Here is a 19,514-nt window from a genome sequence, read left to right on the forward strand (position 1 = left end):
GCCGCCCACTTCCCATCGACTGATCGAGCGAGTCCGTCATGACTTTCGAGCACATTGTGTTTTCCATCGAGGACGGCGTGGCCTTCCTCGCGCTGAACCGCCCCGAGCAGCTGAACAGCTTCAACACGCAGATGCACCTGGAAGTGCGCGAGGCCCTCAAGCTGGTACGCCAGAGCAGCACGGCGCGGGTCCTGCTGCTGACCGGCGAAGGCCGCGGCTTCTGCGCCGGCCAGGACCTGTCCGACCGCAACGTCGCGCCAGGCGCGGCAATGCCCGACCTGGGCGAGTCCATCGACAAGTTCTACAACCCGCTGGTGCGCACCCTGCGCGACCTGCCGCTGCCAGTCATCTGCGCCGTCAATGGTGTGGCCGCCGGTGCCGGCGCCAATATCCCGCTGGCCTGCGACCTGGTGCTGGCCGCCCGCTCGGCAAGTTTCATCCAGGCGTTCTGCAAGATCGGCCTGGTGCCGGACTCCGGCGGTACCTGGCTGCTGCCACGCCTGGTCGGCATGGCGCGAGCCAAAGCGCTGGCCATGCTCGGCGAACGCCTGAGCGCAGAACAGGCCGAGCGCTGGGGCCTGATCCACCGTGTGGTCGACGATGCCGAACTGCGCGACGAGGCCCTTGCCCTCGCCCGCCACCTGGCCAGCCAGCCGACTTACGGCCTGGCGCTGATCAAGCGCAGCCTCAACGCCAGCTTCGACAACGGCTTTGACCAGCAGCTGGAGCTTGAACGCGACCTGCAACGGCTGGCCGGGCGCAGCGAAGACTACCGTGAAGGCGTGAGCGCCTTCATGAACAAGCGCACGCCTGCATTCAAAGGGCGTTGACCATGAGCGCACTCAGCAGCAACGCCCTGGTGGCGGTCATCGGCGCTGGCGCCATGGGAGCTGGTATTGCCCAGGTCGCCGCCCAGGCCGGTCACCCGGTAAAACTCTATGACAACCGCCCTGGCGCCGCCGCCCAGGCCGTAGACGGCATCGACCGCCAGCTCGCGCGCCTGGTGGAAAAAGGCAAACTGCTGCCAAGCGCACGTGAAGCCATTACCGCGCGCCTGCAGCCAGTCGAATCGATCGAAACCCTGGCCGATGCGAAGTTGGTGATCGAGGCCATCGTCGAGAACCTGTCGATCAAGCAGCAGTTGCTGCGGCAGCTGGAAGACCTGTGCGGCCAGGACTGCATCCTCGCCAGCAACACCTCGTCGCTGTCGATCACCAGCCTCGCGGCAGGGCTGCAACGGCCACAACGGGTGGTTGGCATGCACTTCTTCAACCCGGCGCCGCTGATGGCGCTGGTTGAAATCGTTTCCGGCCTGGCGACCGAGCCCGGCATCGCCAGCACGCTCTATGACACCGCCAAAGCCTGGGGCAAGAAGCCTGTGCACACGCGCTCTACCCCCGGTTTCATCGTCAACCGCGTGGCCCGGCCGTTCTATGCCGAAAGCCTGCGGTTGCTGCAGGAAGGCGCCGCCGATTGCGCAACACTGGATGCGCTGCTGCGCGATGCTGGCGGCTTTCGCATGGGTGCATTCGAACTGACCGACCTGATCGGCCATGACGTCAACTACGCCGTTACCTGCTCGGTCTTCGAAGCGTTCTACGGTGACTTCCGCTTCCAGCCTTCACTGGTGCAAAAAGAGCTGGTGGATGCCGGGCGCCTGGGGCGCAAGAGTGGCCAAGGCTTCTATAGCTATGCCGATGGCGCAGAACGCCCGCCGGCGGCCGAGCTGCACAGCCCGGCAAGCGCCCAATGCTGCGTGGCCGAAGGCCACCTGGGCGCCTTGCAGCCGTTGCTGGCGCGCTTGCGCGACAGCGGCCTGGCCATCACCGAGCGCGCGGGCAACGGCCTGCTGCGCACCGGTGACGCCACCCTGGCCCTGTCCGACGGCCGCCTGGCCAGCCAACGCGCCCGTGAGGATGGCCTGCGCAATCTGGTGCTGGTCGACCTCGCGCTGGATTACCAAGCCGCCACACGTATCGCCATCAGCTGGTCTGCCGACACCACTGCCCAGGCACGCGACCAGGCAGTGGCGCTGCTGCAGCGCGCCGGCCTGAAAGTGACCGCTATCGCCGACCTGCCCGGCCTGGTGGTGCTGCGCACCGTGGCCATGCTCGCCAACGAAGCGGCCGATGCGGTGTTGCAGGGCGTCGGCAGCGCGGCCGACATCGACCTGGCCATGTGCGCCGGGGTCAATTACCCGCGTGGCCCGCTGGCCTGGGCCGAGCAGCTGGGGGTCGATTACACCCTGCGCGTGCTGGAAAACCTGCAGGCCAGTTACGGCGAAAGCCGCTACCGGCCTTCCCTGCTGCTGCGGCGCAGCGCCGAACAAGGAGCAAACCTGCATGACTGACCTGCAACGTAATGCAGAGGAGCTGGCCCAGGCCTGTGCCGACGCAATGTACTCCCGCGACCAGGCCACCCAAGGCCTGGGCATCACCTTGCTCGACGTCGGCCCGGGCCGGGCACGCCTGAGCATGCCGGTGCGCGCCGACATGCTGCAGGGCCACGGCACCTGCCATGGCGGTTTCCTGTTCGCCCTGGCCGACTCGGCCTTCGCCTTTGCCTGCAACAGCCATGACAAGGCCACGGTCGCCCAAGGCTGCAGCATCGACTATGTCGCCCCGGCGCTGGCTGGCGACCTGCTCAGTGCAGATGCCACCGAGCTCAGCCGCACAGGCCGCACCGGCCTGTACGACGTGCGTATCCAGAACCAGCGCGGCGAGCTGATTGCCCTGTTCCGCGGTAAAGCCTACCAAGTGCGCGGCACGGTGCTCGCGCAGGAGACCCAAGATGACTGAAGCCAAGCCCCTCGATGCCCTGATCATCGATGCCGTGCGTACACCGATCGGCCGTTACGGCGGCGCCCTGAGCCGCGTGCGTGCCGACGACCTGGCCGCCGTGCCGATCAAGGCCCTGGTCGAACGCCACCCGGAACTGGACTGGCAGGCCATCGACGACGTGATCCTCGGCTGCGCCAACCAGGCCGGTGAAGACAACCGTAACGTCGCGCGCATGGCTGGCCTGCTCGCCGGGCTGCCGATCAGTGTGCCGGGCACCACGATCAACCGCCTGTGCGGTTCGGGCCTGGACGCCATCGGCAATGCCGCCCGTGCCCTGCGTTGCGGCGAAGCCGGGCTGATGCTGGCCGGGGGCGTCGAGTCGATGTCGCGTGCACCGTTCGTCATGGGTAAGTCCGAGCAAGCGTTTGGCCGCAGCGCCGAGCTGTTCGACACCACCATCGGCTGGCGTTTCGTCAACAAACTCATGGAGGACGCCTACGGTATCGACTCGATGCCGGAAACGGCAGAGAACGTCGCTGAGCAGTACGGCATCTCCCGCGCCGACCAAGACGCCTTTGCCTTGCGCAGCCAGCACAAGGCAGCGGCGGCCCAGGCCAATGGCCGCTTGGCGCGGGAGATCGTGCCGGTGGAAATCGCCCAGCGCAAAGGCCCGGCCCTGCGTGTCGAGCAGGACGAACACCCGCGTGCCGAAACCACCCTGGACCAGTTGGCCAGGCTCGGCACGCCGTTCCGCCAGGGCGGCAGCGTCACCGCCGGCAATGCCTCCGGCGTCAACGACGGCGCCTGTGCCCTGTTGCTGGCCAGCAGCGATGCTGCCCGCCGCCATGGCCTCAAGGCCCGTGGCCGGATCGTCGGCATGGCGGTTGCCGGGGTCGAGCCACGCATCATGGGCATCGGCCCGGTGCCGGCAACCCGCAAGGTGCTGGAACTGACCGGCCTGGCACTGGCCGACATGGACGTCATCGAACTCAACGAAGCCTTCGCCGCGCAGGGGCTTGCGGTTCTGCGCGAGCTGGGCCTGGCCGACGACGACCCGCGGGTCAACCCCAACGGCGGTGCCATCGCCCTGGGCCACCCGCTGGGCATGAGCGGCGCACGGCTGGTCACCACTGCCCTGCACGAGCTGGAGCAAACCCATGGCCGCTACGCCCTGTGCACCCTGTGCATCGGCGTTGGCCAAGGCATTGCGATGGTCATAGAACGCCTCTGAGCGGTTCAGACCATCGGCTTGTTACCGAACGCGACGCCGCCCGTTATGCTGCGTCCATGACACTCACGGTAAGCTGCTTGGCCAACGCCTGCGGCCGACGTACAAGAACAATTCGAGTGAAGCCATGAACATGTACCATGATGCCGATCGTGCCCTGCTGGACCCGATGGAAACCGCCAGTATCGACGCCCTGCGCCAGCACCAGCTGGAGCGGCTGCGCTGGAGCCTTAAGCACGCCTATGCCAACGTGCCGCTGTACCGCAAGCGTTTCGACGAGTGCGGCGCCCACCCTGACGACCTGAAATCCCTCGACGACCTGGCCAAGTTCCCCTTCACCGGCAAGAACGACCTGCGCGACAACTACCCCTATGGCATGTTTGCCGTGCCCCAGGAAGAGGTGGTGCGCCTGCATGCGTCAAGCGGCACCACCGGCAAGCCGACAGTGGTCGGTTATACCCAGAATGACATCGACACCTGGGCCAACGTGGTTGCCCGCTCTATCCGCGCTGCCGGCGGGCGCAAGGGCGACAAGGTGCATGTGTCCTACGGCTATGGCCTGTTCACCGGCGGCCTGGGCGCCCACTACGGTGCCGAACGCCTGGGCTGCACGGTCATCCCCATGTCCGGCGGCCAGACCGAGAAGCAAGTGCAGCTGATCCGCGACTTCCAGCCCGACATCATCATGGTCACGCCTTCGTACATGCTCAACCTCGCCGACGAGATCGAACGCCAGGGCATCGACCCGCATGACCTGAAGCTGCGCCTGGGCATCTTCGGTGCCGAGCCCTGGACCGACGAGCTGCGCCGCTCCATCGAGCAACGCCTGGGGATCGATGCCCTGGACATCTATGGCCTGTCCGAGATCATGGGCCCGGGCGTTGCCATGGAGTGCCTCGAGACCAAGGATGGCCCGACCATCTGGGAGGACCACTTCTACCCTGAAATCATCGACCCGGTGACCGGCGCGGTGCTGCCAGACGGGCAGCTCGGCGAGCTGGTGTTCACCTCGCTGAGCAAGGAGGCACTGCCGATGGTGCGCTACCGCACCCGCGACCTCACCCGCCTGCTGCCGGGCACGGCGCGGCCGATGCGGCGCATCGGCAAGATCACCGGGCGCAGTGACGACATGCTGATCATCCGCGGGGTGAACGTGTTCCCGACGCAGATCGAGGAGCAGGTACTTAAAATAAAACAGCTTTCAGAGCTTTATGAGATTCATCTGTATCGCAATGGCAACCTGGACAGCGTCGAGGTGCATGTGGAATTGCGTGCGGAGTGCCAGCGCCTCGATGAAACGCAGCGCAAGCTGGTTGTCGGGGAGCTGAGCAAGCAGATCAAGACCTACATCGGCATCAGCACCCAGGTGCACCTACAACCTTGCGGCACGCTGAAGCGTTCCGAAGGCAAGGCTTGCCATGTGTTCGACAAACGGTTGGCCGGCTGAGTCATCGGCTGCCTTTGTGCCCCGGCATGGTACGGGGCTTTTTTTTGTCTGCGAGATTGCCGGGGGCGCTTTGCGCCCCTTTCGCGACGCAAGGCCGCTCCTGCAAGCGACCGCATTCCCCCCTGTAGGAGCGGCCTTGCGTCGCGAAAGGGCTGCACAGCAGCCCCATGGCCAGCAAAGCGATACACAAATCTTATTTGATACACATAAAACCGTTTGACGTTATGTTTTGTATCGCTTACAAATGACTCATGCCTTAGCAGGAGTCGGAACATGTACGCACAGCTAGTGGAAACCGGAGTCAAGCGCGTCAAGGCGCTGGAAGAGATGTCGCCCGAAGAGCGCAACTTCCAGGAGAAGATCGACGCCGAAATCAAGATCGAAGCCAAGAACTGGATGCCCGAGGCCTACCGCCAGACCCTCATCCGGCAGATCTCCCAGCACGCCCATTCGGAAATCGTCGGCATGCTGCCCGAAGGCAACTGGGTCACCCGCGCCCCCAGCCTCAAGCGCAAGCTGCAGCTGATGGCCAAGATCCAGGACGAAGCTGGCCACGGCCTGTACCTGTACAGCGCCATGGAAACCCTCGGCGCCGACCGCGACGAAGAAATCGCCAAGCTGCACAGCGGCAAGGCCAAGTATTCGAGCATCTTCAACTACCCGACCCTGAGCTGGGCCGACATGGGCGCAGTGGGCTGGCTGGTCGATGGCGCCGCCATCGTCAACCAGGTGGTGCTGCAGCGCACCTCGTATGGCCCCTACTCCCGCGCCATGATCCGTATCTGCAAGGAAGAGAGCTTCCACCAGCGCCAGGGCTACGAGCTGCTGCTGACCATGATGCGCGACGGCACCCAGGCGCAGAAGGACATGGTCCAGGACGCCATCAACCGCCTCTGGTGGCCGGCGCTGATGATGTTCGGCCCAAGCGACGAGCATTCGCCCAACAGCGCCCAGTCGATGGCCTGGAAGATCAAGCGCCAGACCAACGACGAGCTGCGCCAGCGCTTCATCGACCAGACCGTGCCCCAGCTCGAGTTGCTCGGCTGCACCGCCCCCGACCCGCACCTGAAGTGGAATGCCGAGCGCGGCCACTACGACTTCGGCGAGATCCAGTGGGACGAGTTCTACGAAGTGATCAAGGGCAACGGCCCGTGCAACCAGGAACGCGTCGCCACCCGGCGCAAGGCCATCGAGGATGGCGCCTGGGTGCGCGAAGCAGCCGTGGCCTATGCACGCAAGCAACAGAACAAGAACGCCGCCTGAGCGGCGATTGATGCGGAGATCGAAAATGTCTGTCTGGACCCTCTACGAAGTGTTCGTGCGCAGCAAGCACGGCCTTAACCACAAGCATGTCGGCAGCGTGCATGCCGCCGACGCCGCCATGGCCATCGAGAACGCCCGCGAGCTGTACACCCGGCGCAGCGAAGGTGTGAGCCTGTGGGTGGTGCCATCGGCACTGATCACCGCCTCCTCGCCTGACGAGAAAGACCCGCTGTTCGCCCCTTCGGACGACAAGGTCTACCGCCATGCCAGCTTCTACGAACTGCCCGACGAAGTCGGGCACATGTGAGGTTGGCCATGCACAAGCACGATCTGATCCCGTATTTGCTGCTACTCGGCGACAGCGCCCTGATCCAGGGCCAGCGCCTGTGCGAGTGGTGCGGCCACGCGCCGGCCATCGAAGAAGAGCTGGCATTGATGAACGTCGGCCTGGACCTGGTCGGCCAGGCACGCAACTGGCTGGAATACGCCGCCGAGTTGCTCGACGACGGCCGTGACGCCGATGCCCTGGCATTTCGCCGCGACGAGCGCGCATTCCGCAACCTGCTGCTGGTCGAGCAGCCCAATGGCGACTTCGCCGTGACCATGGCCAAGCAGTTTCTCTACGACGCCTGGCACTACGCCGTGCTGCAGGGCCTGGTCGAATCGCGTGATGAGCGCATCGCAGGGATTGCCGCCAAGGCCCTGAAAGAAGTGACCTATCACCTGCGCCGTTCCGGCGAGTGGGTACAGCGCCTGGGTGGCGGCACCGAAGAAAGCCGCCGGCGCATGCTCGACGCGATCCCGACCCTGTGGCGCTTCACCGTCGAGCTCAGCGCCGGCAGCGACAACGAAGTGCAACTGGCCCAGGCGGGGATCGCCGCCGACCCGGCCACGGTGGGTGCAGCCTGGCTGAAGCAGGTAAGCGCGATCTTCGACTCGGTCGAACTGCCGCTGCCCAAGGCCGCCAGCCACTTTTACCTGAGCGGCCGCCAAGGCTTGCACACCGAGCACCTGGGCCTGCTGCTGGCCGAGATGCAGTTCCTGCCAAGGGCCTACCCCGATGCAACCTGGTGAGCTGATTGCCGGCGACCGCGGCGCCCGCGCACAGCAAAGCCACGACCTGGCGCGGGCCTGGGAGGTACTCGGCCAGGTCATGGACCCGGAAGTGCCCGTGGTCAGCGTGGTCGACTTAGGGATAGTGCGCGACCTGGGCTGGCGTGCCGGCCACCTGCACCTTGTAGTCACGCCGACCTACTCCGGCTGCCCGGCCACCGAGGTGATCGAGGGTGACATTCGCCAGGCGCTGGAACTGGCCGGGTTCGCCGCCCCGGACCTGGAGCGCAGGCTGACCCCGGCCTGGAGCACCGACTGGATCAGCGAACGGGGCCGCGACCGCCTGCGCGCCTATGGCATCGCCCCGCCGCAAGGCAGCGCCAGCAAGCGCAGCCTGCTCGGCGAAGCCCCACAAGTGTGCTGCCCGCAATGCGGCAGCCAGCAAACCGAATTGCTCAGCCAGTTCGGCTCCACGGCCTGCAAGGCGTTGTATCGCTGCCGCGAATGCCTGGAGCCGTTCGACTATTTCAAATGCATTTGAGCCGTGGAGACCACCATGAGCCAGTTTCACAGCCTGACCATCAAGCAAGTGCGCAACGAAACCCGTGACGCTGTTTCAATCGCCTTCGAGGTGCCGGCAGACCTTCAAGAAGCCTTCCGCTTTACCCAGGGCCAGTACCTGGTGATGCGCACCCAACTGGACGACGAAGAAGTCCGCCGCTCCTACTCCATCTGCAGTGCCGTGCAGGATGGCGAGCTGCGGGTGGCCGTCAAGCGGGTGCCCGGCGGGCGATTCTCGGCCTTTGCCAACGAAGTGCTCAAGGCCGGCCAGCAGCTGGACGTGATGCCGCCATCGGGCAGCTTTTTCGTGCCGCTGGACCCGGCACGCCAGGGCAACTACCTGGGTGTGGCCGCCGGCAGCGGCATCACGCCGATCCTGTCGATCATCGCCACCACCCTGGCCAGCGAACCCCACAGCCGTTTCACCCTGCTGTACGGCAACCGCTCCAGTTCCGGGGCGCTGTTCCGCGACACGCTCGAAGACCTGAAGAACCGTTACCTGGACCGCCTCAACCTGATTTTCGTGTTCAGCCGCGAGCAGCAGGATGTCGACCTGTACAACGGCCGCATCGATGCCGACAAGTGCGGCCAGTTGTTCTCGCGCTGGATGGACGTGGCCAGCCTCGATGCCGCGTTCATTTGCGGCCCCCAGGCGATGACCGAGACCGTGCGCGACAGCCTGCAGGCCAACGGCATGGCCAAGGAGCGCATCCACTTCGAACTGTTCGCTGTCGCCGGCAACGAAGCCCGTCGCGAAGCCCGCGAGGCCGCACGGCAGGTAGATTCGGCGCTCAGCCATATCACCGTGATCAGCGACGGCCGCGCGCTGAGCTTCGACCTGCCGCGCAACACCCAGAACGTGCTGGATGCCGGTAACGCCATCGGCGCCGAACTGCCCTACTCGTGCAAGGCCGGCGTGTGTTCGACCTGCAAATGCCGGGTGGTCGAGGGCGAGGTGGAGATGGACAGCAACCATGCCCTGGAGGACTACGAAGTGGCGGCCGGGTATGTGCTGTCGTGCCAGACCTACCCGGTGAGCGACAAGGTGGTGCTCGACTTCGACCAGCTCTGAAAAAAACTGCATGGGACCGAAAACGCGGTCGCTGTAGGAGCGGCCTTGGGTCGCGAAAGGGCCGCAGCGCGGCCCCGGGATCTCGGCCCTGATCACAGGTTGCCGGGGCTGCTACGCAGCCCTTTCGCGACCCAAGGCCGCGCCTACAAAAGCCTTGCTTTGCACTACCCCCAAGCAACACCCGCGTGACCTCAAGAAAACAATTACAAGACAAAAGAGATCGCTTGCCATGACTCCGGAACACATCGAAAGCATCAGCAACCACCCCGATTTCCAGCACCTGGTGCGGCGCAAACGGCGCCTCAACGGCAGCCTGACCCTGGCAATGCTGGTGATCTACTACGGCTTCGTCCTGCTGGTGGCATTCTCGCCAAACACCCTCGGCCAGTCCCTGAGCGGCGGCGTGACCACCGTCGGCATGCTGGTTGGCGTGCTGATGGTGCTGCTGTCCTTCGCCCTCACCGGCATCTACGTGCACCGCGCCAACAACGTGCTCGACCCGCTCAACGACAAGGTCAAGCAGGAGTGCGCGCAATGAACTGGACTGCCATCTCGATGTTCATGGTGTTCGTCTGCTTTACCTTGCTCGTAACCCGCTGGGCAGCCCTGCGCACCCGCTCGGCCAGTGACTTCTATACCGCCGGCGGCGGCCTGACCGGCATGCAGAACGGCCTGGCGATCGCCGGGGACATGATCAGTGCCGCGTCGTTCCTCGGCATCTCGGCAATGATGTTCATGAATGGCTACGACGGCCTGCTGTATGCCCTGGGCGTCCTGGCCGGCTGGCCGATCATCCTGTTCCTGATCGCCGAGCGCCTGCGCAACCTGGGCAAGTACACCTTCGCCGACGTGGTCTCTTACCGCCTGGCGCAGACCCCGGTGCGCCTGAGTTCGGCCTTCGGCACCCTGGTCGTGGCGCTGATGTACCTGGTGGCGCAGATGGTCGGTGCTGGCAAACTGATCGAGCTGCTGTTCGGCATCAGCTACCTGTATGCGGTGATGCTGGTCGGTGTGCTGATGGTCGCCTACGTTACCTTCGGCGGCATGCTGGCCACCACCTGGGTGCAGATCATCAAGGCGGTGATGCTGCTGTCCGGCACCAGCTTCATGGCCTTCATGGTGCTCAAGCATTTTGGTTTCAGCACTGAAGCGATGTTCGCCAGCGCCGTGGCGGTGCATGCCAAGGGCCAGGCGATCATGGCCCCGGGCGGCCTGCTGTCGAACCCGGTGGATGCGATTTCGCTGGGCCTGGGCATGATGTTCGGCACCGCCGGCCTGCCGCATATCCTGATGCGCTTCTTCACCGTCAGTGACGCCAAGGAAGCACGCAAGAGCGTGTTCTACGCCACCGGCTTCATCGGCTACTTCTACCTGCTGCTGATCGTCATCGGCTTCGGCGCCATCGTCATGGTCGGTACCGAGCCTGCTTACCGCGACGCGGCGGGTGCGATCATCGGTGGCGGCAACATGGTCGCCGTGCACCTGGCCCAGGCCGTGGGCGGCAACCTGTTCCTCGGCTTCATCTCTGCCGTGGCCTTCGCCACCATCCTTGCGGTGGTGGCTGGCCTTGCATTGTCCGGTGCCTCTGCAGTGTCCCACGACCTGTATGCCTGCGTGGTACGCAAGGGCCAGGCCACCGAGCAGGAAGAAATGCGCGTGTCGCGCATCGCTACCCTGGTGATCGGCCTGCTTGCCGTGGTGCTGGGCCTGGTATTCGAGTCGCAGAACATCGCCTTCCTGTCCGGCCTGGTGCTGGCCGTGGCGGCCTCGGTCAACTTCCCGGTGCTGCTGCTTTCGATGTTCTGGAAGGGCCTGACTACCCGCGGTGCGGTGTGCGGCAGCATGGCCGGGCTGGTGTCGGCAGTGTTGCTGGTGGTGCTCGGCCCTGCCGTGTGGGTCAACGTGCTGCACAACCCGACTGCGCTGTTCCCCTACAGCAACCCGGCGTTGTTCTCGATGAGCCTGGCATTCCTCTGCGCCTGGGGGTTTTCAGTCAGCGACAGCTCGGAGCGTGCCAAGCAGGAACGCGGCCGTTACCTGGCGCAGTTCATCCGCTCCATGACCGGTATCGGCGCCGCTGGCGCCAGCAAGCACTGAACTTTGACTATGTCGGGTATAACAACAATGAACCGCATGCACCTGAAATCGGCCGCCTGGTTGGCCACCCTCGCCCTGCCATTACCGGCCCTGGCGGACTTCATCGACGACAGCCATGCACGCCTTGAGCTGCGCAACCACTACATCAACCGCGACTTCCGCCAGAGCAACGCCCCCCAGGCCAAGGCCGAGGAATGGGCCCAGGGCTTCACCGCGAAAGTGGAATCGGGCTTTACCGGGGGCATGGTCGGCTTTGGCCTGGATGCCATGGGCCAGCTGGGCGTCAAGCTCGATTCCAGCCGTGACCGGCGCAACACCGGCCTGCTGCCGTTCGGCCCGGTCAGCCATGAACCGGTCGATGACTACAGCGAACTGGGCCTGACCGGCAAGGTGCGTGTGTCCAAGAGCACCCTGCGCCTGGGCACCCTGCAGCCGATCCTGCCGGTGGTGGTGTACAACGACACCCGCCTGCTGGCCTCGACCTTCCAGGGCGGCCAGCTGACCAGCCAGGACATCGACGGCCTGACCTTCAATGCCGGGCGCCTGAGCAAGGTCAACCTGCGCGATTCGTCTGGCCGCGATGACATGGGCTACGGCGCCGCCACCAGCGACCACCTGGACTTCGGCGGTGGCAGCTACGCACTCACCCCGCAGACGAGCGTCAGCTACTACTACGCCAAGCTGCAAGACATCTATCGCCAGCAGTTCGTCGGCCTGGTCGACACCCGCCCGCTGGGCGAAGGCCTGAGCCTGCGCAGCGACCTGCGCTACTTCGACAGCCGCAACGACGGCGCCGAGCGTGCTGGCAACATCGACAACCGCAACTTCAACGCCATGTTCACCCTCGGGGTGCGGGCCCACAAGTTCACCGCCACCTGGCAGCAGATGTCCGGCGACAGCGCCTTCCCGTTCGTCAATGGCGGCGACCCGTTCACCGTCAACCTGGTGACCTACAACACCTTCACCCGCGCCGGCCTGGACTCCTGGCAGTTGCGCTACGACTACGACTTCGTCGCCATGGGCATCCCCGGCCTGAGTTTCATGACCCGCTACACCGATGGCCGCCACGCCGAAACCGCCACCGTCAGCAATGGCCGTGAGCGCGAACGCGACACCGACCTCACCTACGTCATCCAGAGCGGCCCGTTCAAGGACGTCAGCCTGCGCTGGCGCAATGTCACCTTCCGTTCCGGCAATGGCCTGACCCATGCCGTGGACGAAAACCGCCTGATCATCGGCTACACCCTGGCGCTGTGGTAACAGCGCCCCTCCCCACCTTAGAACAGCATGGAGAACAGCATGTCTGACGCCCCAACCCTGCAGAGCTTCATCGCTGGCCGCTGGATCGGCCAACACGGCGCCCAGGCCCTGCGCAGCGCCCTGGACGGTCACGTCCTGGCCTACAGCCACGAAGAACGCCCGGATTTCGCCGAGGCCGTGGACTTTGCCCGCGGGCATGGCCTGGCCCAGCTGATGGCCATGGACTTCCAGCAACGCGCCCAGCGCCTCAAGGCCCTGGCCCTGTACCTGGCCGAGCGCAAGGAACAGCTCTACGCGCTGTCGCACCACAGCGGCGCCACCCGCGCCGACAGCTGGATCGACATCGAGGGCGGCAATGCCACGCTGTTCAGCTACGCCGGCATCGGCAGCCGTGAGCTGCCCTCGGGCAACCTGGTGCACGAAGGCCCCGCGATCCCGCTGGGCAAGCAGGGCCACTTTGCCGGCAGCCATATCCTGGTACCGCGTGCCGGCGTCGCCGTGCACATCAATGCCTTCAACTTCCCGATCTGGGGCATGCTCGAGAAGTTCGCGCCGACCTTCCTGGCCGGCATGCCGTGCATCGTCAAGCCCGCCACCTCGACCAGCTACCTGACCGAAGCCGTGGTGCGCCTGATGAACGATTCCGGCTTGCTGCCCGCAGGCAGCCTGCAGCTGGTGATCGGCAGCACCGGCGACCTGCTCGACCGCCTGCAGGGCCAGGACGTGGTGACCTTCACCGGCTCTGCCGACACTGCTGCGAAACTGCGCGTCACGCCCAACCTGATTCGCAACTCGGTACCTTTCACCGCCGAGGCCGACTCGCTCAACTGCGCCATCCTCGGCCCGGATGTGAGCCCGGACAGCGAAGAGTTCGCGCTGTACATCCAGGAAGTGGCGCGGGAAATGACCACCAAGGCAGGGCAAAAATGCACCGCCATCCGCCGCGCAATCGTCCCGGCCAAGCACATCGATGCGGTGGCCACTCGCCTGCGCGAGCGCCTGAGCAAGGTGGTGGTCGGTGATCCGTCGGTAGAAGGCGTGCGCATGGGGGCCCTGGCCTCGCATGAGCAACAGCGTGACGTTGGCGAGCGCGTGCGCAGCCTGTTGCAGAGCTGCGACCAGCTGTTCGGCGCCAGCGATGGCTTTGCCCCGCGCGGTGAAGGCGTGGCCGAAGGCGCGTTCTTCGCCCCGACCCTGCTGCTGGCACGCGACCCGCATGCCGAGGGCGGTGCCCATGACATCGAGGCGTTCGGCCCGGTCAGCACGCTGATGGCCTATGACGACCTGGATGAAGCCCTGGCCCTGGCCGCGCGCGGCAAAGGCAGCCTGGTGGCGACCCTGGTTACCGCCGACCGTGCCGTGGCTGCCAAGGCCATCCCGGTGGCCGCCGCCTGGCACGGGCGCCTGCTGGTGCTCGACAGTGAAGCCGCCAAGGAATCCACCGGTCACGGCTCGCCGCTGCCACAGCTCAAGCACGGCGGCCCAGGCCGCGCCGGGGGTGGCGAGGAGCTGGGTGGCCTGCGTGCGGTCAAGCATTACCTGCAGCGTGCTGCGGTGCAAGGCTCGCCGAGCATGCTGACAGCCGTCACCGGCGAATACGTGCGCGGTGCCGAAGTGATCGAGACCGAGGTGCACCCGTTCCGCCGTTTCTTCGACGACCTGCGCATTGGTGAATCGCTGCTGACGCACCGTCGCACCGTGACCGAAGCCGACCTGGTCAACTTCGGCTGCTTGTCGGGTGACCACTTCTACATGCACTTCGACGAAATCGCGGCCAAGGCGTCGCAGTTCGGCAAGCGCATCGCCCATGGCTACTTCGTACTCTCCGCCGCCGCCGGGCTGTTCGTCTCGCCAGGCGCCGGGCCGGTGCTGGCCAACTACGGGCTGGATACCCTGCGCTTCATCAACCCGGTAGGGATCGGCGACACGATCCAGGCGCGGCTGACCTGCAAGCGCAAGATCGACCAGGGCAAGACCAGCCCGCTGGGGCAGCCGCAAGGCGTGGTGGCCTGGGATGTGGAAGTGACCAACCAGCTGGGTGAGCTGGTGGCCAGCTATGACATTCTGACCCTGGTCCTCAAAAAGCACTGACCTGGCCGGACGCCGTTGCTGTAGGAGCGGCCGTGCGTCGCGACAGGGCCGCGTAGCGGCCCCCAAGGATTGATGCCGAAACGCTGAAATAGCTGGGGCCGCTATGCGGCCCTTTCGCGACACAAGGCCGCGCCCACAAGGCAGTCCTAGAGGCACATGGCCACCTCGTACATCCGCCCTAGTGCCCTGCCCGTTCCTCGGCGCTATAGTCCGGCCATCCGCCACACCCCACGCCAAGGAAGCCACCTGCCATGAAATCCGCCAAGCTGCTGCTGAGCGCCGCCGTCCTGTTCACCGTCGCCGGTTGCCAGACCATCAACCCTTCCGACCAGACCCTCAAGGAACGCGCCGAGTTCGCCCTCAATACCCCGGTCAGCAAGGTCGCCAACGTACGTAGTGACAGCACCATCACCTACTACACCGCCACCACCGCCAAGGGCGAATACAACTGCCAGATCCCCAGCGGCGCCATCGTCGCGGTCGGTGGCATGGGCCTGTACCAGCCGACACCGTCCTGCCTGAAGGAAGGCCAGGCGATCATCCTGCAGTGATACCGCCTCTGCCCCCGGCGTCACGCGCTGGCGCCGCCGGCACCTCACGCAAGGCCCGCAGGGCCGCGCGCAATTCCGCCGGGCGCACCGGCTTGGACAAGAGGGCGATATTGCGCCCATGCACGATCGCCTGAACCTTCTCAAGGTCATGCCCAGTCATGATCAACGCCGGCACCTCCCAGCCCCGCTGCGCCCGCAGGCTGTCGATGCAATCGACACCGGTGGCCTCCTGGCCCAGGTCGTAGTCGGCGACGATCACGTCACACTCGCAGGTCAACCCCAGTGGCGAAGCCTGTGCTTGCACTTCGCAACCCCAGCGCTGCAGCAGCGCCGAGGTGGCGCGTAGAACGTTATGGTCATCTTCCACCAGGCACACTTTCAGGCCGCCGAGCAGCGCGCCTTGCACCACCTGCTGTTCGCTGCTGCGAGCCAGCGGTTGCGCCGCCAGGCGCGGCAAGCCTTGCAGGCTCACCGCCGTGCCATGCCTCAGGTGCGAACGCAGCCGCACCTGCAACCCCATCAAATGCCCCAGGCGCTTGACGATCGAAAGGCCCAGGCCAACCCCTTCGACATCCTTGTCACGCACCTGGCGCACCCGGTAGAACTCTTCAAAGACCAAGCCCTGATGCGCCTCGTCGATCCCCCGCCCCTGGTCATAGACCACGATGGCCAGCGCGGCTCCGTGACGCCGCACGCCGATCAGCAACGGCCGCTGGGCGGCATACTTGAAGCTGTTGGAGAGCACGTTCTGCACCATCGTCGCAAGCATGCCGCGGTCGGCGCGGGTCCAGTGAACGCAGGGCCGCAGGCGCATCTCGACGCCAGCCCAGCGTGCGGCCTCGGCGTTCTGGCGCAACAGCTCGGCGAGAAACTCCTGCAAGGCAAAGGCCTCGTACTTCGGTTGCACCCTGCCATTGTCCAGGGTGTACAGGTCAAGGATCGAGCGGAACAGCTGCGACACATTGAGCAGCGAGCGGTCGATGCTGTCCACCAGGCGCCGCTCTTGCTCGGCCAGCGGCGCTTCACGCAGGCAGGCGGTGAACAGGCCAATGGAGTGGATCGGTTGGCGCAGGTCGTGGCTGGCCTGGGCCAGAAAGCGCGACTTCTCCTGGGTAGCGGCCATCGCCAGCTCCGAGGCCTTGCGGGTGCGCTCCAGCAGCATATGGGCGTACAGCGGGATGACCGTACTGGTAGTAAGCAGCATCAACACCATGAACGGGTTGGCCTGCCAGTAAGGGTTGAGCTGGTACACCGCCACCAGTGCGGTCAATGCCAGTCCGGTAGCGATGGCCAGGTAGCGGGTGCCGAAGCGCATGCCATTGCCAAGGTTGACCCAGACCATCACCGCATACAGCGGCAGCGCCGCTTCGCCGCCGAGCACCAGGCCGAAGCAGGTGCCGGTATAGTCGTGCACGATGCCCAGCACCCGCCGCCACGGGTAATGCCCCGGCCAACGGGCTATAGCCTGGCGCAGGCCGATCGACAGCACGATGAAGCTGATGATGTAGTAGATCACCGGCAGGTAGCTGTCGATCGATTCACCCGGCAGAAAACCCAACACGGTGATGTAGACCAGCGCACAACTGGCGACGATGACGCGCAAGTTGGCCTGGTCGAGTTCGTTGTTCTTGTTGTAGTCCATGCTCGACGTCCTTGTGCACGGGGTCGCATAAACGCCCTCTTGGCGCAGCGCTCGCCGTTGTTGCCTGCTAAGTTAGCATGGTCGGGAAAACCGCTGTTCACAGGGAGTGCCAGGACGTGACGTGCCGCATTATCGTGGCGGACGACCATCCGCTGTTCAGGGAAGCGATGGTCCGTACCGTGCAGCGGGTATTGCCACAGGCGCAGCTCGAAGAAGCCGGCGACCTGCAGCAGGTGCTGACGCTGGCCCACCAGGGCGAGGCACCGGACACGCTGATTCTCGATCTGCGCTTTCCGGGGCTCGATTGCCTGGAGCGGCTGGGCGAAGTGCGTCAGCGACTGCGCCGTACCACCCTGATCATCGTGTCAATGGTCGACGACCCGGCGCTGATCGAACAGGTCATGGCCAGTGGCGTAGACGGTTTCATCGGCAAGAGCGTCGCCCCCGACGAGCTCGGTGCGGCAATCCTGGCCATCCGTGACGGCGAAGTGCTGGTCAGGTACAGCCCTTCAGGGATGTTACCGAGCCTGGGCAGTGCGAGCGAACTGGAACAGCTCACACATCGCCAGTACGAGGTGCTGCGCCTGATCGCTCAGGGCAAGACCAACAAGGAAATCGCCCGTGCACTGGACATCTCGCCGTTCACCGTGCGCATCCACGTGTCGTCGTTGCTCAAGTCCCTCAATGTCACCTCTCGCACGGCGGCAGCGGTGAAGTACAGCGGCACCTGATACCGTCGGTCGGTGCTGAGGGGGTCGCGACTGATCATGCCGGGGCGCCCGGCACTCTCACTCCATGAGGGGTGGTCATTGGCATTGCGGTCATTGGCACTGCCCCTCACGCCTGTACCTGGACCACCTTCGGGTGGGCCTTTTTTCAATGAGCGAGGGCGCCATCATGGACCTGACACTGCACATGGGCGGCGGCAACGCCCAGGACGACTGGCCGGAACTGGACCCGGACAATGACAATGACCGGGCAGATGACCCGGACACCGATCCAGACCTCACAGATGACGAACAGAACCGGCCCGGGGTGCCTGCCAGCGACCCCGAGTCCGGTGCATGACGGATCAGCTGGTCACGCTGGAATCACTGACCGCCTGGCTGGGCCTGCTTCCGGATAACCGCCAGCTTACTGCGGTTATCCCGTAGCGCTCAGCCATCGGCCGGCTGACTTTCCTGATCTTCTCTCGCCCGAATTTCGGGATGATACCGATCCCGGCATCACAACTTGCCCAGTGCCAAGCTTCGGCATTATCGATCTTCTCGAGCCGGATAATGAAGCTGTGGGGCTGGCCGTGCAGCAGGTAATCGATAATGTACAGCTGGGGACTAGGCATCACGCGGCCCTCCTCTTCTCCATGGATGACTCTCTCATTGAGTGAAAGCGCCTGTGAAAGATTCAAAAAAATTGTTGAACAATTCAAAGAGAGGGATCAGCTGCCGCTCCGGGGACCATGATGACCTTGCGACAGCGCTTTTGATGTTCGTCGAACAGTTCGTAACCGCGCACCGCATCCTCCAGTGCAAGACGGTGGGTGACGATCGCCTCCGGATTGAGCCGGCCTGCTTCGATATGCTCCAGCAATTCCGGCAAGTAGCGGTGTACATGGGGCTGGCCCATGCGGAAGGTCAGGCCCTTGTCGAAGGCGTCGCCAAACAAAAAACCGTGAACGAAGCCGGCATACACGCCGGGCACGCTCACCACGCCTCCTCGGCGCACGGCGGCGATGCCGCCATACAGGTGGCTGTAGCCGAACAGGGCAGCCCCCGGCGGGATGAGCTTCTTGTTGAGAAGCGCACCTGGCCCGGTGTTGGTGGTTTCGCAGGCCGCGAACAGTTGGTGCTGGCAGAAGAAGCAGCCACCGCAGGCGATCACGAACGGGATCACCACCCGGTCACCCGGGCGCACCGCCGTGACCGCGCTGCCGACGTCTTCGACGATGCCCATGAATTCGTGCCCGAGGATGTCGCCAGCCTCGACCACCGGGATCTTGCCGCGGTACAGGTGCAGGTCCGAGCCACAGATGGCCGTGGCGGTAACCCGCAACAGGATATCGTCGTCATCCTGCAGGTCCGGGTCTGGCACGGTGTCGACGCGAACATCGCCCGCGCCGTGGTAGGTCAATGCGCGCATGCTTCGGTCTCCTTGACGAGCAGGTAGGCGGCCCGCCAGCCGCGCCAGCGGGCCTGAGCGACCTCAGCTACTGCTGATGCTGGCGGCCTCCGCCGTGGCTGTTCTGCCCGCCCTTGCGGCCAGCTTCCGAGGCCCGCTGCCGGTCGTTGGCGAAGTTGCCGCCTGAGGCCTGGCCACCTTTGTGGCCGGCACGGGAGGCCCGTTCGCGGTCATTGGCAAAGTTGCCCGGGTTGGTTTCCTTGGTGCCGCCACGTTGTCCGGTCCGTTGTTGATCATCAGCCATGTCGTTTCTCCTTGCGATGCGGAGGGGTTGGGCGCATGAAACGGTGC

The 19,514-nt window shown here is 65.0% G+C and carries 20 protein-coding genes and 1 pseudogene; 17 read left to right on the forward strand and 4 right to left on the reverse strand.

Annotation, left to right across the window (positions count from 1 at the left end; genetic code table 11):
* Window positions 1-38: 38 nt before the first annotated feature.
* The 15 genes and pseudogenes from paaG to APH27_RS17280 all read left to right on the forward strand — a co-directional run bounded on the left by paaG (window position 39) and on the right by APH27_RS17280 (window position 15,403).
* On the forward strand, window positions 39-830 hold the full coding sequence (gene paaG / locus APH27_RS17210; protein WP_060485460.1) for a 2-(1,2-epoxy-1,2-dihydrophenyl)acetyl-CoA isomerase PaaG: 792 nt from the start codon (window positions 39-41) through the stop codon (window positions 828-830).
* Window positions 831-832: 2 nt separating this feature from the next.
* Window positions 833-2,350: a 3-hydroxyacyl-CoA dehydrogenase PaaH gene (gene paaH / locus APH27_RS17215; protein WP_060485461.1), complete on the forward strand. Its 1,518-nt coding sequence runs from the start codon at window positions 833-835 to the stop codon at window positions 2,348-2,350.
* Entirely contained in the window at window positions 2,343-2,798 is a 456-nt protein-coding gene (paaI, locus tag APH27_RS17220) for a hydroxyphenylacetyl-CoA thioesterase PaaI (RefSeq protein WP_027917354.1), read from the forward strand. Before paaH ends, paaI begins: the two co-directional genes overlap by 8 nt.
* Window positions 2,791-4,011 carry a 3-oxoadipyl-CoA thiolase gene (gene pcaF, locus APH27_RS17225; RefSeq protein WP_060485462.1) on the forward strand — a complete coding sequence of 407 codons (1,221 nt, stop codon included), beginning with the start codon at window positions 2,791-2,793 and terminating at the stop codon, window positions 4,009-4,011. The genes paaI and pcaF overlap by 8 nt, the downstream gene beginning before the upstream one ends.
* 124 nt (window positions 4,012-4,135) lie before the next feature.
* Entirely contained in the window at window positions 4,136-5,455 is a 1,320-nt protein-coding gene (gene paaK, locus APH27_RS17230; RefSeq protein WP_060485463.1) for a phenylacetate--CoA ligase PaaK, read from the forward strand.
* A 273-nt stretch (window positions 5,456-5,728) separates the two neighbouring features.
* Entirely contained in the window at window positions 5,729-6,718 is a 990-nt protein-coding gene (paaA, locus tag APH27_RS17235) for a 1,2-phenylacetyl-CoA epoxidase subunit PaaA (RefSeq protein WP_027917357.1), read from the forward strand.
* Between the two features lie 25 nt (window positions 6,719-6,743).
* Window positions 6,744-7,025: a 1,2-phenylacetyl-CoA epoxidase subunit PaaB gene (gene paaB, locus APH27_RS17240; protein WP_004374528.1), complete on the forward strand. Its 282-nt coding sequence runs from the start codon at window positions 6,744-6,746 to the stop codon at window positions 7,023-7,025.
* An 8-nt stretch (window positions 7,026-7,033) separates the two neighbouring features.
* The gene (gene paaC, locus APH27_RS17245; RefSeq protein WP_027917358.1) at window positions 7,034-7,792 is read left to right on the forward strand and encodes a 1,2-phenylacetyl-CoA epoxidase subunit PaaC; all 759 of its coding nucleotides are present in this window, start codon (window positions 7,034-7,036) and stop codon (window positions 7,790-7,792) included.
* Complete coding sequence (paaD, locus tag APH27_RS17250) at window positions 7,779-8,312, forward strand: 1,2-phenylacetyl-CoA epoxidase subunit PaaD (RefSeq protein WP_060485464.1); 534 nt, start codon at window positions 7,779-7,781, stop codon at window positions 8,310-8,312. The genes paaC and paaD overlap by 14 nt, the downstream gene beginning before the upstream one ends.
* Before the next feature lie 15 nt (window positions 8,313-8,327).
* A complete protein-coding gene (gene paaE, locus APH27_RS17255; protein WP_027917360.1) occupies window positions 8,328-9,404 on the forward strand; it encodes a 1,2-phenylacetyl-CoA epoxidase subunit PaaE in 1,077 nt (358 codons plus the stop codon).
* 229 nt (window positions 9,405-9,633) lie between these two features.
* Window positions 9,634-9,942, forward strand: a complete 309-nt coding sequence (locus tag APH27_RS26705; RefSeq protein ID WP_027917361.1) for a DUF485 domain-containing protein — start codon at window positions 9,634-9,636, stop codon at window positions 9,940-9,942.
* Window positions 9,933-11,501 (forward strand): annotated as a pseudogene (locus APH27_RS17265) (cation acetate symporter); the annotation flags it as partial. The gene APH27_RS26705 and the pseudogene APH27_RS17265, both read left to right, overlap by 10 nt.
* Before the next feature lie 27 nt (window positions 11,502-11,528).
* Entirely contained in the window at window positions 11,529-12,761 is a 1,233-nt protein-coding gene (locus APH27_RS17270; protein ID WP_060485465.1) for an OprD family porin, read from the forward strand.
* Window positions 12,762-12,800: 39 nt separating this feature from the next.
* Window positions 12,801-14,852, forward strand: coding sequence for a phenylacetic acid degradation bifunctional protein PaaZ (gene paaZ, locus APH27_RS17275; RefSeq protein WP_060485466.1), 2,052 nt, complete (start codon window positions 12,801-12,803; stop codon window positions 14,850-14,852).
* Window positions 14,853-15,103: 251 nt separating this feature from the next.
* A complete protein-coding gene (locus APH27_RS17280; protein ID WP_027917365.1) occupies window positions 15,104-15,403 on the forward strand; it encodes a hypothetical protein in 300 nt (99 codons plus the stop codon).
* Here APH27_RS17280 and APH27_RS17285 read toward each other — a convergent pair.
* On the reverse strand, window positions 15,390-17,045 hold the full coding sequence (locus APH27_RS17285; protein WP_060485467.1) for a hybrid sensor histidine kinase/response regulator: 1,656 nt from the start codon (window positions 17,043-17,045) through the stop codon (window positions 15,390-15,392). The genes APH27_RS17280 and APH27_RS17285 overlap by 14 nt on opposite strands.
* 116 nt (window positions 17,046-17,161) lie before the next feature.
* Between APH27_RS17285 and APH27_RS17290 the strand changes: the two genes are divergently transcribed.
* Together APH27_RS17290 and APH27_RS17295 are read left to right on the forward strand one after the other, a co-directional pair.
* Window positions 17,162-17,776, forward strand: a complete 615-nt coding sequence (locus tag APH27_RS17290) for a response regulator transcription factor (RefSeq protein WP_027917367.1) — start codon at window positions 17,162-17,164, stop codon at window positions 17,774-17,776.
* Between the two features lie 166 nt (window positions 17,777-17,942).
* On the forward strand, window positions 17,943-18,113 hold the full coding sequence (locus APH27_RS17295) for a hypothetical protein (protein WP_156335892.1): 171 nt from the start codon (window positions 17,943-17,945) through the stop codon (window positions 18,111-18,113).
* A 4-nt stretch (window positions 18,114-18,117) separates the two neighbouring features.
* Here APH27_RS17295 and APH27_RS17300 read toward each other — a convergent pair whose 3' ends face one another.
* The 3 genes from APH27_RS17300 to APH27_RS17310 form a co-directional block, all read right to left on the reverse strand.
* Window positions 18,118-18,387 (reverse strand): DUF6555 family protein, encoded by a 270-nt coding sequence (locus APH27_RS17300; RefSeq protein ID WP_027917368.1) that lies wholly within the window; start codon window positions 18,385-18,387, stop codon window positions 18,118-18,120.
* A gap of 83 nt (window positions 18,388-18,470) precedes the next feature.
* Window positions 18,471-19,184, reverse strand: a complete 714-nt coding sequence (locus APH27_RS17305; protein WP_060485469.1) for an alcohol dehydrogenase catalytic domain-containing protein — start codon at window positions 19,182-19,184, stop codon at window positions 18,471-18,473.
* A 67-nt stretch (window positions 19,185-19,251) separates the two neighbouring features.
* Complete coding sequence (locus APH27_RS17310) at window positions 19,252-19,467, reverse strand: general stress protein (protein ID WP_027917370.1); 216 nt, start codon at window positions 19,465-19,467, stop codon at window positions 19,252-19,254.
* Window positions 19,468-19,514: the final 47 nt, after the last annotated feature.

It is taken from the genome of Pseudomonas sp. NBRC 111123, assembly GCF_001320205.1.
Lineage (GTDB): Bacteria > Pseudomonadota > Gammaproteobacteria > Pseudomonadales > Pseudomonadaceae > Aquipseudomonas > Aquipseudomonas putida_J.